The 14,946-nt window shown below is 63.7% G+C and carries 15 protein-coding genes and 1 pseudogene; all 16 read right to left on the minus strand.

Features of this window, described 5'->3' with window-relative positions; all coding sequences use genetic code 11:
• Positions 1-46: 46 nt before the first annotated feature.
• The 16 genes and pseudogenes from IVA79_RS32085 to nifK all read right to left on the minus strand — a co-directional run bounded on the left by IVA79_RS32085 (position 47) and on the right by nifK (position 14,937).
• Positions 47-948 (minus strand): annotated as a pseudogene (locus tag IVA79_RS32085) (hypothetical protein).
• On the minus strand, positions 945-2,495 hold the full coding sequence (locus tag IVA79_RS32090; RefSeq protein WP_247560640.1) for a hypothetical protein: 1,551 nt from the start codon (positions 2,493-2,495) through the stop codon (positions 945-947). Before IVA79_RS32090 ends, IVA79_RS32085 begins: the two are co-directional and overlap by 4 nt.
• A 281-nt stretch (positions 2,496-2,776) precedes the next feature.
• Positions 2,777-3,775, minus strand: coding sequence for a polyprenyl synthetase family protein (locus tag IVA79_RS32095; RefSeq protein WP_247560743.1), 999 nt, complete (start codon positions 3,773-3,775; stop codon positions 2,777-2,779).
• Positions 3,776-3,923: 148 nt separating this feature from the next.
• Positions 3,924-5,267 carry a cytochrome P450 gene (locus IVA79_RS32100; protein WP_247560642.1) on the minus strand — a complete coding sequence of 448 codons (1,344 nt, stop codon included), beginning with the start codon at positions 5,265-5,267 and terminating at the stop codon, positions 3,924-3,926.
• Positions 5,267-5,815, minus strand: a complete 549-nt coding sequence (locus IVA79_RS36730; protein ID WP_253075260.1) for an SDR family NAD(P)-dependent oxidoreductase — start codon at positions 5,813-5,815, stop codon at positions 5,267-5,269. Before IVA79_RS36730 ends, IVA79_RS32100 begins: the two co-directional genes overlap by 1 nt.
• Positions 5,806-6,060, minus strand: coding sequence for an SDR family NAD(P)-dependent oxidoreductase (locus IVA79_RS36735; RefSeq protein ID WP_346658218.1), 255 nt, complete (start codon positions 6,058-6,060; stop codon positions 5,806-5,808). Before IVA79_RS36735 ends, IVA79_RS36730 begins: the two co-directional genes overlap by 10 nt.
• Positions 6,047-6,355: a ferredoxin gene (locus IVA79_RS32110; protein ID WP_247560644.1), complete on the minus strand. Its 309-nt coding sequence runs from the start codon at positions 6,353-6,355 to the stop codon at positions 6,047-6,049. Before IVA79_RS32110 ends, IVA79_RS36735 begins: the two co-directional genes overlap by 14 nt.
• A gap of 1 nt (position 6,356) precedes the next feature.
• Entirely contained in the window at positions 6,357-7,646 is a 1,290-nt protein-coding gene (locus tag IVA79_RS32115) for a cytochrome P450 (protein ID WP_247560745.1), read from the minus strand.
• 871 nt (positions 7,647-8,517) lie between these two features.
• Positions 8,518-8,745 (minus strand): hypothetical protein, encoded by a 228-nt coding sequence (locus IVA79_RS32120; RefSeq protein WP_247560646.1) that lies wholly within the window; start codon positions 8,743-8,745, stop codon positions 8,518-8,520.
• A gap of 81 nt (positions 8,746-8,826) precedes the next feature.
• Positions 8,827-9,111, minus strand: coding sequence for a ferredoxin III, nif-specific (fdxB, locus tag IVA79_RS32125; protein ID WP_247560648.1), 285 nt, complete (start codon positions 9,109-9,111; stop codon positions 8,827-8,829).
• A gap of 13 nt (positions 9,112-9,124) precedes the next feature.
• The gene (locus tag IVA79_RS32130) at positions 9,125-9,325 is read right to left on the minus strand and encodes a CCE_0567 family metalloprotein (RefSeq protein WP_247560650.1); all 201 of its coding nucleotides are present in this window, start codon (positions 9,323-9,325) and stop codon (positions 9,125-9,127) included.
• Between the two features lie 7 nt (positions 9,326-9,332).
• Positions 9,333-9,803: a NifX-associated nitrogen fixation protein gene (locus IVA79_RS32135; protein WP_247560652.1), complete on the minus strand. Its 471-nt coding sequence runs from the start codon at positions 9,801-9,803 to the stop codon at positions 9,333-9,335.
• Positions 9,804-9,813: 10 nt separating this feature from the next.
• Positions 9,814-10,209 carry a nitrogen fixation protein NifX gene (nifX, locus tag IVA79_RS32140; RefSeq protein ID WP_247560655.1) on the minus strand — a complete coding sequence of 132 codons (396 nt, stop codon included), beginning with the start codon at positions 10,207-10,209 and terminating at the stop codon, positions 9,814-9,816.
• Positions 10,210-10,231: 22 nt separating this feature from the next.
• The gene (nifN, locus tag IVA79_RS32145; protein ID WP_247560657.1) at positions 10,232-11,614 is read right to left on the minus strand and encodes a nitrogenase iron-molybdenum cofactor biosynthesis protein NifN; all 1,383 of its coding nucleotides are present in this window, start codon (positions 11,612-11,614) and stop codon (positions 10,232-10,234) included.
• Between the two features lie 9 nt (positions 11,615-11,623).
• Positions 11,624-13,258, minus strand: coding sequence for a nitrogenase iron-molybdenum cofactor biosynthesis protein NifE (gene nifE / locus IVA79_RS32150; RefSeq protein WP_247560660.1), 1,635 nt, complete (start codon positions 13,256-13,258; stop codon positions 11,624-11,626).
• 119 nt (positions 13,259-13,377) lie between these two features.
• A complete protein-coding gene (nifK, locus tag IVA79_RS32155; protein WP_247560747.1) occupies positions 13,378-14,937 on the minus strand; it encodes a nitrogenase molybdenum-iron protein subunit beta in 1,560 nt (519 codons plus the stop codon).
• Positions 14,938-14,946 lie beyond the last annotated feature (9 nt).

Raw genomic sequence — 14,946 nt, forward strand, 5'->3', positions numbered from 1 at the left:
GGATCGGACCGACGGCAGCGCGCGCACGCCGCCGCCTCCCGCGCGTTCAGGCCGGCGCACGCTGGCCTCCCCCGCAGCGTCGCTGCGGTAGCGGCTGGTCGAGGTCTGGTAGTACTGCCCACGGATGGCCGCCATGGCCTCGATCAACGGTCCCCACGGCGCGGGAAAGCGTTCTGAAGCCATCACCCGGTGCAGCATGCGCGTATGGCCGGCCAGCTCGTCGTTGAGGAACTCCACCACAGGCATAGCCGGATAGCGCTGCAGCAGCAGGATCGCCGCGTTGTCGGCCTCGCCGGCCGACCTGTCCTTGTCGCGTCCATGCAGATCGTTCTGCAGGCGCCCTATCGCGGAGATGAGCCGCAGGACCTGGCGAAACGCCGGACGCGCGCGCAAGGTCGCCATGTCCAGCCCCCACAGCAACGACAGGCAACAGAACACGTTCGTGTAGGCGATCGAATCGATGCCGTTGTGCAGGTATTCGGCGTAGGACCAGCATTCCGCCCCTGCCGCCTGCGCGTGTCCAGCGCGCAGCGCCGCGCAGTAGCACCGGGTATCGGCAAGAAGCTGAGCATAGTCGCGACGATCGTAGGCGAGCGCGGCCAGCGAAGCACGCAGCACAGCGCAGCCCTCGAATCCGGGGAGCGCGCACGGCACGCCCTGCCCCAGCGCCTGCTCCACCGCAGCGAGCTGCTCCGGCGCGATCAGACCAAGGTCGTTGCAATCGTCGAGCCAGAACAGCAGCGCCAGTTCGCGGTAGAACGCCACGATCAGCGTTTCGTCCTGCGGATCGCGGCCGGTGCGGGCGCTGGTGTCGCGCAGGCTCGGGTGGATGCGATGCAGGATGTACTGGCCGCCCCTGACCGCTTCCACGGCATGCTCGTCGGCGAACCCGGTCAGGGAACGCCCCCACTCCAGCACCTGCTGCAGCGCGCGTTCGGTCTGGATCATGGCGCCGCTCCTGCTCCCTCGGCCGGGACGCGCCGCCCCCAACGAAGCGCCAGCCACAACCCGGCAAGTTCGGCCACGCGCACGACCCGGGTGGGGCAATACAGTTCCTTTCCGATCCACAGCGGCGTCTGCGGCAATGCATGCGCCGCATGGCGGGCGAGCATCCACTCCAGTGCACGCGCCACCGCCTGCGCGATGCGCCGGCGCCCTGTCGGCTCCTCGCTCCCGTCCATCACGTACAACGCGAACAGCGCATAGGCGGTTTCCTCGAATGTGGACGCGCGACCGGCGCCCCAGCCGCCGTCGTCGCGCTGCGCCTGCAGCAGCGCCGCTAGCGCGCGCTCGTCGCGCCACTGGGGCTTGCCTTGCGCCAGCGCAGCGATCGCATGCGCGGTGGGATAAAGCCACGAAACGTGCCATTTTTCGTTGTCCCATAGACCGTGCGTGTTGCGATTGGCCTCGACGTAGGCGCTGGTGCCGGCAGTGGGCTTTCCCAACAGTCGCAACGCATGCAGGGCATGGATGTTGGTCGACACCGAGGCATTGCGCTCGCCGGGGAAGGTGACGAACAGCTCGCCAATTTCGAAATGGCGCAACGGATCGACCGCCGGGTCGCGGCCTGCAAGGCGCAGGACGCACAACGCAACGGCGGTGTCGTCCGCATCGGCCGCGAAATGCAAGGCCGGTCCCAGACCGCGCACGCCCAGACGGGCGTCGAGCTGCGCGATGATCACGCGCACCGCCTCGGCGAGCCCGGGATGCGCGAACAGCCCGGCCAGATGCAGGGTGTACAGCGACCAGCATGGCTCGAACACATTGATCGGCCAGACGTTGGGAACGACACCTTCGATGCCGCTGCGCGTCGCCCGCGATGCCGCCTGCAGATACGCGTCGGCGCGCGCGACGTGCGGCGTGCTCCCCTGGGTCACGGCGTGCGCACGACACGCGGCGGTGGCCGCCGGACTGATGCCGATGCTGCCGTCGTCATCCGGGCATGCGGTGGTCAGCGACGTGCCCCAAGCTTCCCAGGAGTGCAGCAACGGATGGCCGCTCGGCAACGTCGCCACCGCCCCCAGCTTGACAAGGCACGCTTGCCGCAACGGCAACAGCGCCGGGTGGCGCGGAAACGCCACGCCGCCCAGCAAGGATGCGGCCTCGCCGCACAACTGCGGCAGGATCAGCTCCGCGCCGATCGGCGCGTCTTCCGGCACCGTCTGCGCGTAGGGATCGGGCTCGCGCTCGAGGAACCGGGTTGCAGCCTGGACTGCGTCGGCAGCGCCGGGAAGACGATCGGCACGCTGCAATGCCAGCAACGCCGCCCAAGTGGGCGCATGGCGGAACAGCGGGAAGTCCGCGCTTCCCCATCCTCCATCGGCCTGTTGCTGCGCGATGAGCCACGCGTATGCGTCCTGCCGACCGGTGACGTTGCCGCGGAACTGTAGAGCTCGCGCCGTGTCATAGACGGACGGGCCGACGCTGCCGCCATCGCTCATCTCGCTCAGAAGGTGGCGCAATTCGGAAAGGATCTGTTCAGACAGCGCGTTCACTCGGGATGTTCCTTCTGCAGACGGTTCGGGCAGACGCCGCGCACGTCGCCGCAGGCCCGTCGCGGCCCAGCGCACGGGCGGCGCCGGACGGTCGCCCTGCTCCGGCGCGGCGACGCGCCGATGCTGGCGCCGGTCCGCCGCATAGACTTGCGCGCAGCGCGCCGCGGCCGTGCTGGGCAACCGCTGCGATCGGCGCCGCGGACTCGGACACAGTGCAGCATGCACCGCTGCCGCCGGGCGATCGCAGCGGCACAGGGGCGACTCCATGCGGACGGGCGCGCTCATGCGCATGGCGCGTGTTTGAACAGATACGCGTTGGCCCGCTGCAGCATCTGCGCCAACCGCTCCGCACGAGGGCCCAGTGGGGCGATGGCCTCCTCGGCGTCGCGTAACAAATCTAGCGCGAACTGGCGCGCTGCCTGCAGCCCCATGATCGACGCGCAGGTCGGCTTCTGCGCCGCGGCGTCCTTGCCGGGGGTCTTGCCCAGCGTCGCGGTATCAGCTGTCGCGTCGAGAATGTCGTCGACCACCTGCAACGCCAGGCCGAAACAGGCGGTGTAGCGATCGAGCGCACAGTACAGCGCAGCGTGCGCGGCATCCTCCGCGATGGCGCTTAGCGCGCCCATGCGAACGGACGCGCGCACTAGCGCTCCGCTCTTCATCCGGTGCATCGCCACGATCCTGTCCAGCTCGACGTGCTTTCCGACCAGGGACAGATCCATGGCCTGCCCGCCTGCGGCACCCTCGGCGGACACCGCCTGCGCCAGTTCGCGCACGAGCGCAATACGGTTGTCGCCCGGCGCATCCAGGCTCGCGAGGGTCAGGAAGGCGTGCGCCTGCAGCGCATCGCCGACCAGGATCGCAGTGGCTTCGCCGAACTTGACGTGCACGGTCGGGAGGCCGCGGCGAAGGACGTCGTCGTCCATCGCGGGCAGGTCGTCGTGGACCAGGGTACAGGCATGCATCATCTCGATGGCGGCGCCGACGTTGTCGAGCATGTGCGCCGGCGTGTCAGCCAGTGCGCCGGCAGCCAGACAGAGCAAGGCGCGGGTGCGCTTGCCGCCATTCAAGGTGGCGTAGCGCATCGCGGCCATCAGCTCGGTCTCACCGTTGTCTTCGGCGCAGAGAAGACGCGCCAGCGTCTGTTCGACTCGCTTTGCGCCGTCCTGCATCCAGATCTCCGGCAGCAGCCTGCCGGACGCGTCGCGCACCTGCGCGCCCAATCCGCCGAGCGCGGAAACGCCAATTCGGTCGTCCTGTAGCCTAGAACCGGTCTGCATGTTGTTCATGTCCTTGTACCTGACACGGCCACGGCGAGCGCCGAGCCGCCGCGGTGTTGCCGGCGTCGCACCGAGCGCACGCGCCGAGTGCAGCAATGCCGCGCGTCGCCGGCGCCGCTGCCTCGCCACACGGGGATGCGATGCCAGCTCATGAGAACTCGATGCGGATTGTCATGGACGGATGTGCGGTCGGGTAATAGCGCCGGCCTTTTTCGACGCCGCTCAGCAGCCGCGGCCGCACCCCGGCCTTGTGCATGGTCAGCGCCAAGGCGATGCAGAACTGCACCAGTTCCAGCCATACCAAGTGGTAGCCGATGCAGACGTGTGGGCCGGTACCGAACTGCAGCATGTCCACCGGCTGGATCGGCTCCGTGCGTTGCAGCCACCGCGCCAGGCGGAACTGATCAGGCGCCTCGTGCAGCAGCGCCGAGGTCGAGAAATGGAGCAGCGGGATGCACAGATGGGTGCCCGCGGGAATGCGCCGTTGGCCGAGTTGCAATTCCTGCAGCGCGCGACGCGGCAAGAGCGTGGCCGTCGGATGCACGCGCAGCGTCTCGCGGAACAGCGCCTCGGCGACCGGACACTGCGCCAGGTCCGCGTGCCGGGTCGGCACCGCGCCCACGCGTTGCGCCTCCTCGACCAGGGCGTCCCACAGCATAGGCTGCCGCGCCAGCTCGATCACCATCCAGGCCATCGTCGAGGCAGTGGTGTCGTGACCCGCAAGCAGCAGCAAGCGGATATTGGCGACCAGGACGTCATCGGAGAGCGCATCTTCGCTGCGATCGAAAGCGCTCACCATCTCGTTGATCAACCCCGTGCGCGCGGCATGCGCGCGCACGTCGCGGACGAACTGGCGCAACTGCGCGTCGATCCAGTCGCGGGCGGCGCGGCCGCGCCGCAAGGGCAGTCCGGGCAGGTCGACCGGGGGCGCGACGATCAACTGCACCACTTGCCGGTACTTGCGATGCCATCCCGGCAGGTCCTGCGCGGGGATTCCCATGAGGCTGAATATGAGCTTGAGCATCAGGTCGCCGGTTTCGCGCAGGATGGTTACGTCGCCGCGGTCGCGCCACGCCTGCACCCGTGCCCGGATGACGGGCACGAACAGGTCGCCGATGCCGGCCTGGGTCAGCCCCTTGGGCAGGAACGCCGCCTTGATCGCATCGCGCGCCTGCCGGTGCGCGCCGCCGTCCTGGGTAACCAACGTTCCGCCAAGCAATTCAGGCGCGATCTCTTCGATCAGCGCCGAGGACACGTCCTTGTGCCGGAGCAGTGCGAACGCATCCGGATCCACGCAGGTCATCAGGTGTCCGGCAGGGCCGAAATCTAGCCAGAAGTGGCTGCCCAGCGTCCGTTCCGCGCGCCGCAGCAGGCGCGGCAGGTCGCAGATGATGGCGGGAAGATGCCCGACCAGGGGGAAAGCGCCGGGCACGACCGGGATGTCGTGCCGCAGCCGGTGCCGACGGTCGAACGGGTTGAGCAGCATGTCCATCAGCAGCGCGGCGCCGCGGCCGCTTCGGCGGTGTGCCGGCAGGCCGCGCGGCGCGGCTGTTGCCACCGTCGGCGTACGTCGGCACATGCGCCAGCATGCCGCCGTCGATGCACACGACCTGGCCGGTGATGAACGCAGCATCGTCGTAGAGCAGGAACGCCACCAGCGCGGCCACGTCCCTCGGTGCAGCCGACGCGCGGCAGGAGCCGGCGCTGATGCCGTTGCATGCACTCGTCCAGCTTGGCGAGGAGGCACTCGGTCATGCCGAGACCCGGCGCAATCGCGTTGCAGCGGATCTGCGCATGACCGTACTGGGTGGCGAGCGAGGCCGACAGCATTTTCATCGCCGCCTTCGACGCGGCGTAGGACGTCTGCGCGGTGTCACCGCTGAGCTCTTGGCACGACGACATGTTGACGATCGCCACCGCCGCGGGCGATATGGCCTGCCGGCAGCAGAGCAGCATGCCGCGCAGATTGGTCGCCATGGTCTGATCCCAGGCCGCCAGGTCCAGGTCGAGGATCCCACGGTGGCGCGGGGTCAGATGCATGTCGCTCCACCAGCAGGTCGACCCCAGCGAAGTGCCGCTCCCACCGCCTGCGCATCGGCGATGTCCATGGCCAGGGCCAGCGCGTGGCCCGCTTCGGCCGCGGTCTGCGCGGTGCAGGCGATGGCCGCCGAGCCATCAATATCGGCCACCACCACTCTGGTGCCCTCGCGTGCGATGGCGAGGGCGCATGCCTTGCCAATGCCGGCGCCGGTCACCACGGCCACCTTGCCTTCAAACCGTGCCACCGTGTCCTCCTGGATTGCGTTGGTCTTTCGCGGCATGTCGCTCGGCCTCCGAAGGAGAAGGCGCAGGGTCGACGCTGGCGCACTCGTCATCACCATCGTCGCTTTCGATGACCCGAATGGCGGCGACCGGGCACTGGCTGGCCGCGAGTCGCACGGCGGCGTGCAGCGCCTGCGGGACCGTCGCCACGCACACTTCGGCCACGCCGTCAGGTTCGCGTTGGCGAAAGGTGCCCGGCAGCGTCAGCACGCACTGCCCGCTGGTTGCGCACAGATCCTGGTCGACCAAGATGCGCATCTCAGCCCCCCTGCGGATGCAGCCGCACCGGCAGCGCGCGCAACGTCCTAAGGAACTCGGAGGTCTCCCGCGTCGGCGGCTCGGCCAATGCCAGCGTGGGGAAGCGCGCCTGGATCCGCGGCAGGCTCTCGGCCAACTGCACCCTGGCCAGTTGCGCACCGAGGCAAAAGCGGATGCCGTGGCCGAAGCTCAGCATGATCTTCCCGTCGATCGACATGCCAGGACTGGTGCCGTAGAACCGCGCGGGATCGAAGCGGTCCGGATCGGCGAAGGCGTCCGGGTCGCGATTGCCGGCCGCGATCAGCACGCGCACGTCCGCGTTCTTCGGGATCACCACGCCGCCCAATTCGATGTCGCGCTGGGCGATACGCAGAGTGGCGCTGAACATGACGGGCGAGTCGCGGCGCAGGACTTCTTCGACGAATGCCTTCACCCCCACGGCGTCTCCTTGAAGCCAGTGCCGCTGTTCGGGATACGCCAGCATCGCGAGGACCGCATGGTCGATGGTCGCAGCAGTGGTTGCGAAGCCGCCCAGCAGCATGCCCCAAAGCATGCTGATCAACTCCGCATCCGACAGCGTGTCGGCATCGTCGTCGTGTGCGCCGACCAGCATCGACACGATGTCGTGGCGGGGATCGGTGCGCTTGCGCTGTATGAGGTCGCCGAAGTAGGCCTGCACCCTGGCGCTGGCCGCGTCCGCCGTGGCGAGCTGGGAGTCGCTGGCGTGCGGGCCCAGGCCTTTCAGAATGGGGTCAATGACGGCGGCGAGCCCGAACATGTCGTCCTGGGGCATGCCGAACAGTTCGGCCAAGACCAGCATGGGCAAGGCCAGCGCGAATTCCCGATGCAGGTCCACCGCCTCCCCGCGCTCCAGCGCGGGCGCCATGCCGTCCAGGCGCGCTGCGACGATGCGCGCGATGCTCGGCCGCAGGTTGTCGATCTGGCGCATGGTGAAATCGGGCGAGATCAGCCGGCGCAGACGCGTATGCGTCGGCGGGTCCTTCATCGCTAGTGTAGACGTCAGCAGATTGAGTGACAGGCTGGTCGCCGCACGCGGGAAATAGCGCGCCAGTTCGCCCGGCGCCGGTGCCCGAAACGCATCGCCCGTGGCCGTGAGCGCCCAGTAGATGTCGGCGTGGCGGCTCAACAGAAAGAGGCCCGACGCCGCGCGATGCACCGGATCGTGCTCGCGCAACCAGTGCATAAACGGATACGGGTCGTGGATGCGCGCTGGCGACGCCAGTTCGGCGAAGGCGTCCCGGCATGCTGCCGTCGTCTCTTGCACGTCCATCTTGGTTACCTGTTGGCTGGCTGATCTGACCGGCGCGCGCCAGGCGCGCCGGCAAATTGCGGAGAACATCGGGGCGATTTCGCCGAGGCCCGTTCCCATACAATGCTATTTGATGCGGATTTGACATTTTGCTTTTCTTTCTTCTTTCCATCGATCGCGGTGTCATCCACGAAATGAAGGTCGGTCGGCGGCTCCCGGCTCGCAACGAAGGAGCTTCAAAACTCGTGCCAATTTGGCCGACCCAGCAGAAGGAAAAGCTTGTGATTGCTTTTCAGCGGATTAGCGGATTAGCCTGAGGCCAGACAAGAGCTCGCGAACTAGGCCAGTTTCACGGACCAACAAAGGCGACAGAACAGTGTCGGATAGTCGTCAGACGCCAGACTGGCGACACCTTCTTTATCAGTTCTCCTGAATGACGATTCCAGTTGCTGGAATATATGCGGCCTCTCGCAAGTGGACTGCTGTTGCAGGCAGGCCATAATGAGATCCGCGCACACGCGTTCCCAATGAAGGGTTGGGGCACCAAGCCCGCTTTTTTTTGCACAGGGCTTACGGTATGCTGATCCACTGTTTCGTCATCACTATTCGCGAACCTTGCAATCGAGCCAGAAGCGTCAGGCAAACGCGGGATCTCTGCCTTCGTCGCCACGCATTTGCTCGAAGCGCTAACAAAGACAGTGCTCCAGATCGACTTCAGGTCCGTCGTCATGAACGGGACTGTTAGCATTCTTGCTCTTCGGGGGAGCGCTCCACGTCGATCTCGCAACGTTGGTAAGCCGCCCGTACCCCCAATCGAGCTTGCCACCTTCGCCACGATCACGTCGACGTTTATCCTTGGCTTTCTATTCTGGCAGCCCGCTGGTCTCCTTGGTTAGTCGCTGCCGCTGTCTTTGGCGCTGGTGTTTGGCGGCCTCATCAGCCTGACCGATCCGGTGGCGGTCGTGGGGAAGCTCAAAGTGTAAAGGCACCTGAAAGTCTCGAGGTCGAGATGCACGGCGAGTCGCTCTTCGACGACGGTGTCGGCATTGTCGTCCTGCTGGCCTTCGCCGCCGGCGGTCCATGCGAGGTCGCGGCCCAATTCGGCAACTAACGGCTTCACGCCAGAACAGGTCGGATCTGGGAGTTCCCTACCAGCTTGTATCTGACAACTCACTCGTCGATCTCGTCGGAGAATGCTGAATCAACCAGGTGGTGTGTGGGTCTGACAGTTTGTTGGGCACACCCGGGCGCAGGCGCTGCAGCCGATGCAAGCGCCTTCGTCCTTCAGCACCATGACCTTCTTTTCGAGCTCATCGTCGTCCTCGTCGAGATCGATGATCTCGCCACCCTCGCTTAGCCCCTTCAGCGTCATGACGTCACGGCCGCAGATCTTATAGCAGCGGCCGCAGCCGATACACTTGTTGGGATCGATAGAAACTAGGTAGTCCGGCCTCCAATTGCGACCGTCGCGGGTCCTGAATGACATGGCTAACCATCCGCTATGTTTTGTCCAACGCCTCGAGATATCGGCGCTTGCTTTCGAGCTCGCTGAAGGCAGCGTGGGCCTTCTGGGCCACGCTCAGGATCGACGACCAGTTGACCGGCAGCTCCTCGGAGAGGTCGTGGAGGTCCATCTTGGCCTGGGTCGCCTTGGCCGACAGCTTCTTTATTTCCGCTTTCAGAGTTTCGATATCGCTCACACTTGCCTCAACAACTCGCCACTTCCGGGAACTTACGGATCATCTCAACGCCACTGTTGACGAATTTGTCGCCTTGATTGGCGAGATCAGAGAGTTGGTCGAAACCAAAGCGATGCACGTCGCGCAGCTGCTTGCTCACGACAACGAGCCGGCCGCCGATCAGCACGATCCGACCGAACCCTTCGTGATGCATCTTCAGCATTGGCGAGATCATCACACCGGTTGCCTTCTCGATAGAGAGCGCAACGGCGTCGAAGAACAGCTCCAGCCGCCATGTCGTGTCCGGGTCGGGATTGCCGACGATCGGCAGCGCACGGCGCTTGCGCTTGTCGAGAACGTAGGGTTCGAGCAGCTCGAGATCCTTTTTGCCGTCCCAGGCGCCGTGGGTGTCCTGGGCGCGCCAGATCTTGATAAGCTCTTTCAGAAATGGCCCTTCCGCGGCGGCGGCGGCTGGAGTGACTTCAGACGGATCGGCCATCTTTATTCCTTCAGGCTTCGAAATCGACCGTACGTTCCCGGCTTTTGGTGAGCAGCTTCCGCAGCCAGGGCGGCGGCGACCCCTTCAGCACGGTTTCGAGTTTGACGCAAAGGTCGTGGATGGGCTCTGGCTGCAGCACCTTCATCGGATGGATGTTCCTGGCGACGACTCGCGCAGCACCCGAGCCGCCAATCGCCGCAACATAGAGGATTGCGCACCCCCTGATCGCCTCGATCTTCGGCGCGAGCTTATCCTCATTGCCGTCTTCGGTGAGGTCACCGTCGAATTGGATCGCCTCGATAAACCGATGCCCGTCCGGGCTGACCTCGTAGATCACGATGTTCTTGGCCCAGCCGAAGTGGGCATCGACGTGCTTCAAGTCCTGAGTGGCGAATGCAACTTTCATCCGGGTTGTTTTCTCTCCCTGCTCAATGCAACTGGGGTGGATGGACCTGCGGGCCGCCGCAGCTTGATCGCCAGGTGTCGGGCGTCGGCCCATGGTTCGCTTCGCGGTCGGTGATGATCAGATTGGCGATGTCAAAGATCAGATCGCGCGTGCCGCGATAGCCAACCATCGTGAGGTGCGCAGCGCCAAGGCGATCGAACATCGGAAAGCCTACCCGGAAGAACGGGACATTGAGTCGCGAAGCGGCCTGGCGACCATGTGAATGCGACATCAAGAGGTCGCAGTCACGCGACCTGGCAAGCTCTTCAAGGTCCTCCAGATCGCCGATCAGGACGTCCTCGGTCCTGACCCGCTGGAGCACCGGTGAGTTCGTCGTCGTCACCGCAGCACTTACCTGTGCGCCCATCTCGTGGAGCAAGCTGGAGAGATCGAATAACAAGTCCGGCTCGGCGCCGATCGCTAGCTTGCGGCCGCCGATATGGAAATGTGCATCCAGCATGGCGTCTGCCAGCTGTCCACGCTGCCGGCGATATTTCCAGGGCACCGACCGGCCGCTGATCTGGCTCAGGAAGGCGATGAATTCGTCATTTGGGATAAGGCCACAGAGCCGCTCGAACAGGCGGAACGGCGCGCCTGTCCGCACCTGCATTGCCTCGGCCGCACGACGCATCTGCGCGCCGATCGCGATCGTCCAGCCCACCTGCCCCATGGTCGCAATCTCGTCCACTCCAATGCCCCCGATCGTGGTGGGCGTGAATTCGTCGGGGATGTGACCGTCCAGCGAACCGGCGACGTCCGGCAGGAACGAGGGCTTGAGCCCAAAATCCTCAAAAATCGTGCGCAGCTCGTCGAGATCGCCGGGCGTGAGGTGGCATCCAGGTAGCACATTGACGCGCGAGATATCGCGCGGTCTCGCCGCGTCGACAGGAGCCACAAGCATCTCGATCATCCGCGCCACTGTCTTGCCCCAGCCATCCTGAAAGGCATCCTTGAAATCCGGGGTGGAGACGTAGACAAGGGGCAGCTTTTCGAGCTTCGGATGCTTCTGTCGGATCAACCGGATGAAGGCTTCGACGTCATCGCCGTTGGTCTCGGTGACGCCGGTCGAATTGATACCAATGATCTCAGGCTCGAGCCGATCGTAGATGTTCAGGATCGCCTGTTCGAGATTCTCGTGGCCACCGAGCACCGTGGCAACCTCGCTCATGGCCGTCGTCTGCATCGGCACGGCTTCATTGAAATGGCGCACGAACAGCGTTAGCCCGAAGGAGGTGCAACCTTGCGGACCGTGCAAAAGCGGCATTGCGCCGCGCAGTCCCAGGAAGGCAAATGAGCCGCCGATCGGCTGGCTCATTTTGAGCGGATTGACCGAACAGGCCTTCTTCGAGGTAGTGACGATCGCCATGCCGTTCCCCTACTCCGCCGCCTGCAGCGCAGGGGGCTGAAAATCGGAACGAATGTCCTTACAAGCAACGCACCGTGCGGTGGAACTGGTGCATGGCTTGGCGAGGTTCAGGCCATGCGCCGCAATCGCGCTCTCGCCACCGCTGGCCTCATTTTCATTGGAGAGACTTATCGTATTGACGCCGTTCTTGCTCGCGTCTCGAACTGGTTCAGCGGCTTGCGCATACATCTGCGCAACCGTCCTTGCCTGACGCTTTCGATCGAACTCATCCCATGGCGCGGCTTGGCGGAGCTGATTCCATATCGGATTGTAGAGCGCTTTCTCGATCTCCTCCATGAGCTTGACAATCCCGATATAGCCCATATAGGCGTGGCAGCGCTCCTGGTTGATATCGAGCCACGGCATCGCCGCCTTTAGTGCGACGAATTGCGACTTGCCGCCCGAGAGCATGATGTCGGCTTTTGCGTCCTTTAGCATCTTGTAGATCTCTTGAGGCGACATGTCCTCGATCATGTGGGCGTGCTGGCCCATTAACTCCTTGATACGTTCCTTGTCCTTCTTGGTCGATTTCTTCACGGACGTGCCGACGATCTCGAGCCCGGCCTCTTGCAAAGCGGACACCATCGACCAGGATTTTACGCCACCGGTGATGAGAACAACCCTCTTTGCGGCAAAGCGTGGCTTGAAACGTTCAATCGCAGCCCAGGCTTTGGTCTCTTCGCGTGCGATCAGGGCTTGCGTGCGTTCCATCAGCTCAGCCGGCGCGCCGCGTTCGATCAGCATGCGCGCGATCTGGCGTAGTGAATCGCTGGAATCCTCAATACCGTAGAACGAGCCTTCAAAAAACGGGATGCCGTAGCGCTGCCTCATCTTGCGTGCGACGTTGATCATCGCCTTTGAGCAGACCATCATCGCCGCTTTGGCTCGGTGCGAATAAGCCACCTCGCGATACTTGCCGTCCCCCGAGATGCACGACAGGATCCGGATTCCGAGCTCATCGAGCAGCGGCTTGACCTGCCAGAGCTCGCCGGACAGGTTGTATTCGCCGATGATGTTGATGTCATACGCAGTGGTGTAATCGGGCTCTTCGGTACCGATGACGTGCTCCAGCAGTGCTTCGCCTGCGAGCTTGTTGCCAAGGTTCTTCGACCCCACAAATCCCGGTGCATTGATGGGAATGATCGGTTTGCCAAGTTTGGCGGAGGCTGCCTTGCAGACCGCATCGATGTCGTCACCGATCATTGCGGGGACGCATGTCTGGTAGACGAAGATTGCCTGCGGGTCGTATTTCTCCGTGATCTCCTTGACTGCCCTGTACAGCCGCTTCTCGCCGCCGAATACGATGTCGGTCTCGCTCATGTCCGTGGTGAAGCTTCTGCGCCACAGCTCGGAGCCGGAGGAGGCGGAACCGCGATTGTCCCAAGAATTGCCCTCACAGGCGATTGGACCATGCACAAGATGGGCGACGTCGGTGAAGGGCTGCAGTGCGACTTTGGCGCCATCGAAGGCACACCCACCGGCGACGCCGCCCGGCTTCAGCTGCTTGGTGCATCCATTCTTGCGCTCAACGCTCGACTTGCTCGCATTCCTGGCGCAGCCCGGTTCGTTAAAGACGTCCTGTATGGTCGTGGAAAGCGAAGTCATGGTGTCTCTTTCGGGGATGTCAAGACATTCGCACAGACCAAGAGGATGGTCCGGCGGATAACCCGGGATCCCCGCCACAGCGCCGCTGTTCCTGCGGACGATGAGGCGGGGCGCTCGCCTCAACGTATGATGTCGAAGCTGTAGTCTGTCTTGCCAACTGAGCTGGTTTTTCTATCGATCTCATCAAAGATCTTGTCGAGAATCTTGACCAGCACATTCATGCTACCCTGATAGCCCCACACTGGATAACGATGGTGATGATGGCGATCGAAGATGGGAAACCCGATGCGGATTAGCGGCGTTCCAGTATCACGCTCGAGATACTTGCCATAGGTGTTACCGATCAGGAAATCGACTGGTTCTGTGAACAGGAGCGAACGCATGTGCCAGAGATCCTTGCCCGGGAAGGCGCGGCAGTTTTTACCGAACGGCGAGCTCGCGAACAGCGCCTGCATCTTCTGCTCCCAGGCCTTACTTCCGTTGGTCGAGAGCACGTGCGTCGGCTCCGCGCCAAGCTCCAGCAAGAATGCGGCCAGGCCATAGCAGAGGTCGGGATCGCCGTAGATCGCGAACTTCTTGCCGTGAACATGCGCGCTAGAGTCAGCCATTGCGTCTACCAGACGCCCGCGCTCACGCTCCAGCGCATTGGGAATTGCCTTGTTGGTAATACGCGACAGCGTCATCAGGAAATCGTCCGTGGCGCTGACACCCAGCGGGTGATTGAAGGCGACGACCTCCTGGTCGTGCCCCTTGATGAAGGGCAACGTCTTCTCCGTACAATATTGCTGCATGGAAATGGTTGCCTTCGCATGGACTGCGTTCGCGGCATCCTTTAGCGTCGTGCCGCCATCATACATGCGGAACTCGCCGTCAGTGGGGGTATCGAACACATCACTGTTATCCGCGAGGATCGTGTAGCCGATCCCCATCAGCTCGAAGATGCGCTTTATCTCACGGATGTTTCCGACAGTGTAGCCGTCGAAGCCACCGATGAAGTTGATCCAGTTGTTCGCTTTGCGCTGGAGTTTAGGCGCCGTGCCGGCTTTGCCATCCCAGAAATGCTCGAGGATGCCCTTAAGCGTGTTGTCGTAGCCCGTAACGTGGCTACCGACGAATGCAGGGGTGTGAGCGAATGGTACGTCGTAGTCCGCGGGGACTGAACCTTTTTCCTTTGATGTTTTGATGAAGGCGTTGAGGTCGTCGCCAATGACTTCCGCCATGCAGGTCGTGGCGACCGCGATCATCTTCGGCTTGTACATGTTGTAGCTGTTAGCGAGCCCGTCGGTCAGGTTGTTGAGTCCCCCGAACACAGCCGCGTCTTCCGTCATGGACGAGGAGACGCACGAGGTCGGCTCCTTGAAATGCCGTGACAAATGGCTGCGATAATACGCGACGCAACCCTGGGAGCCGTGGACGAACGGCAGTGTGCGCTCGAATCCGACCGCGGCGAACACCGCACCTAGCGGCTGGCAAGCCTTCGCCGGATTAACGGTTAGCGCCTCGCGGGCGAAGTTCTTCTCGCGGTATTCGGGCGTCTTGGACCATTCTCTGATACGGTCGACTTCGGCGGGATCGTGCGGATTCTCAAATAGCGCCTTCTTATTGGCCAGCATCTGCTGGTAGTCGTCTCCCCGGAAAAGCTCAGAGTGGTCGAGTATGTGTTCGGCGTTCTGTGTCATCATGGCACT

It is taken from the genome of Bradyrhizobium sp. 138, assembly GCF_023074075.1.
Classification (GTDB): domain Bacteria; phylum Pseudomonadota; class Alphaproteobacteria; order Rhizobiales; family Xanthobacteraceae; genus Bradyrhizobium.

Bases quoted from the DNA above. Each gene is read 5' to 3' on its own strand.
- IVA79_RS32095 (WP_247560743.1), bottom strand. From the start codon at position 3,775: ATGCAGACCGGTTCTAGGCTACAGGACGACCGAATTGGCGTTTCCGCG.
- IVA79_RS32100 (WP_247560642.1), bottom strand. From the start codon at position 5,267: ATGGACATGCTGCTCAACCCGTTCGACCGTCGGCACCGGCTGCGGCAC.
- IVA79_RS36730 (WP_253075260.1), bottom strand. From the start codon at position 5,815: ATGCATCTGACCCCGCGCCACCGTGGGATCCTCGACCTGGACCTGGCG.
- IVA79_RS32110 (WP_247560644.1), bottom strand. From the start codon at position 6,355: ATGCGCATCTTGGTCGACCAGGATCTGTGCGCAACCAGCGGGCAGTGC.
- IVA79_RS32115 (WP_247560745.1), bottom strand. From the start codon at position 7,646: ATGGACGTGCAAGAGACGACGGCAGCATGCCGGGACGCCTTCGCCGAA.
- fdxB (WP_247560648.1), bottom strand. From the start codon at position 9,111: ATGTCATTCAGGACCCGCGACGGTCGCAATTGGAGGCCGGACTACCTA.
- IVA79_RS32135 (WP_247560652.1), bottom strand. From the start codon at position 9,803: ATGGCCGATCCGTCTGAAGTCACTCCAGCCGCCGCCGCCGCGGAAGGG.
- nifX (WP_247560655.1), bottom strand. From the start codon at position 10,209: ATGAAAGTTGCATTCGCCACTCAGGACTTGAAGCACGTCGATGCCCAC.
- nifN (WP_247560657.1), bottom strand. From the start codon at position 11,614: ATGGCGATCGTCACTACCTCGAAGAAGGCCTGTTCGGTCAATCCGCTC.
- nifE (WP_247560660.1), bottom strand. From the start codon at position 13,258: ATGACTTCGCTTTCCACGACCATACAGGACGTCTTTAACGAACCGGGC.
- nifK (WP_247560747.1), bottom strand. From the start codon at position 14,937: ATGACACAGAACGCCGAACACATACTCGACCACTCTGAGCTTTTCCGG.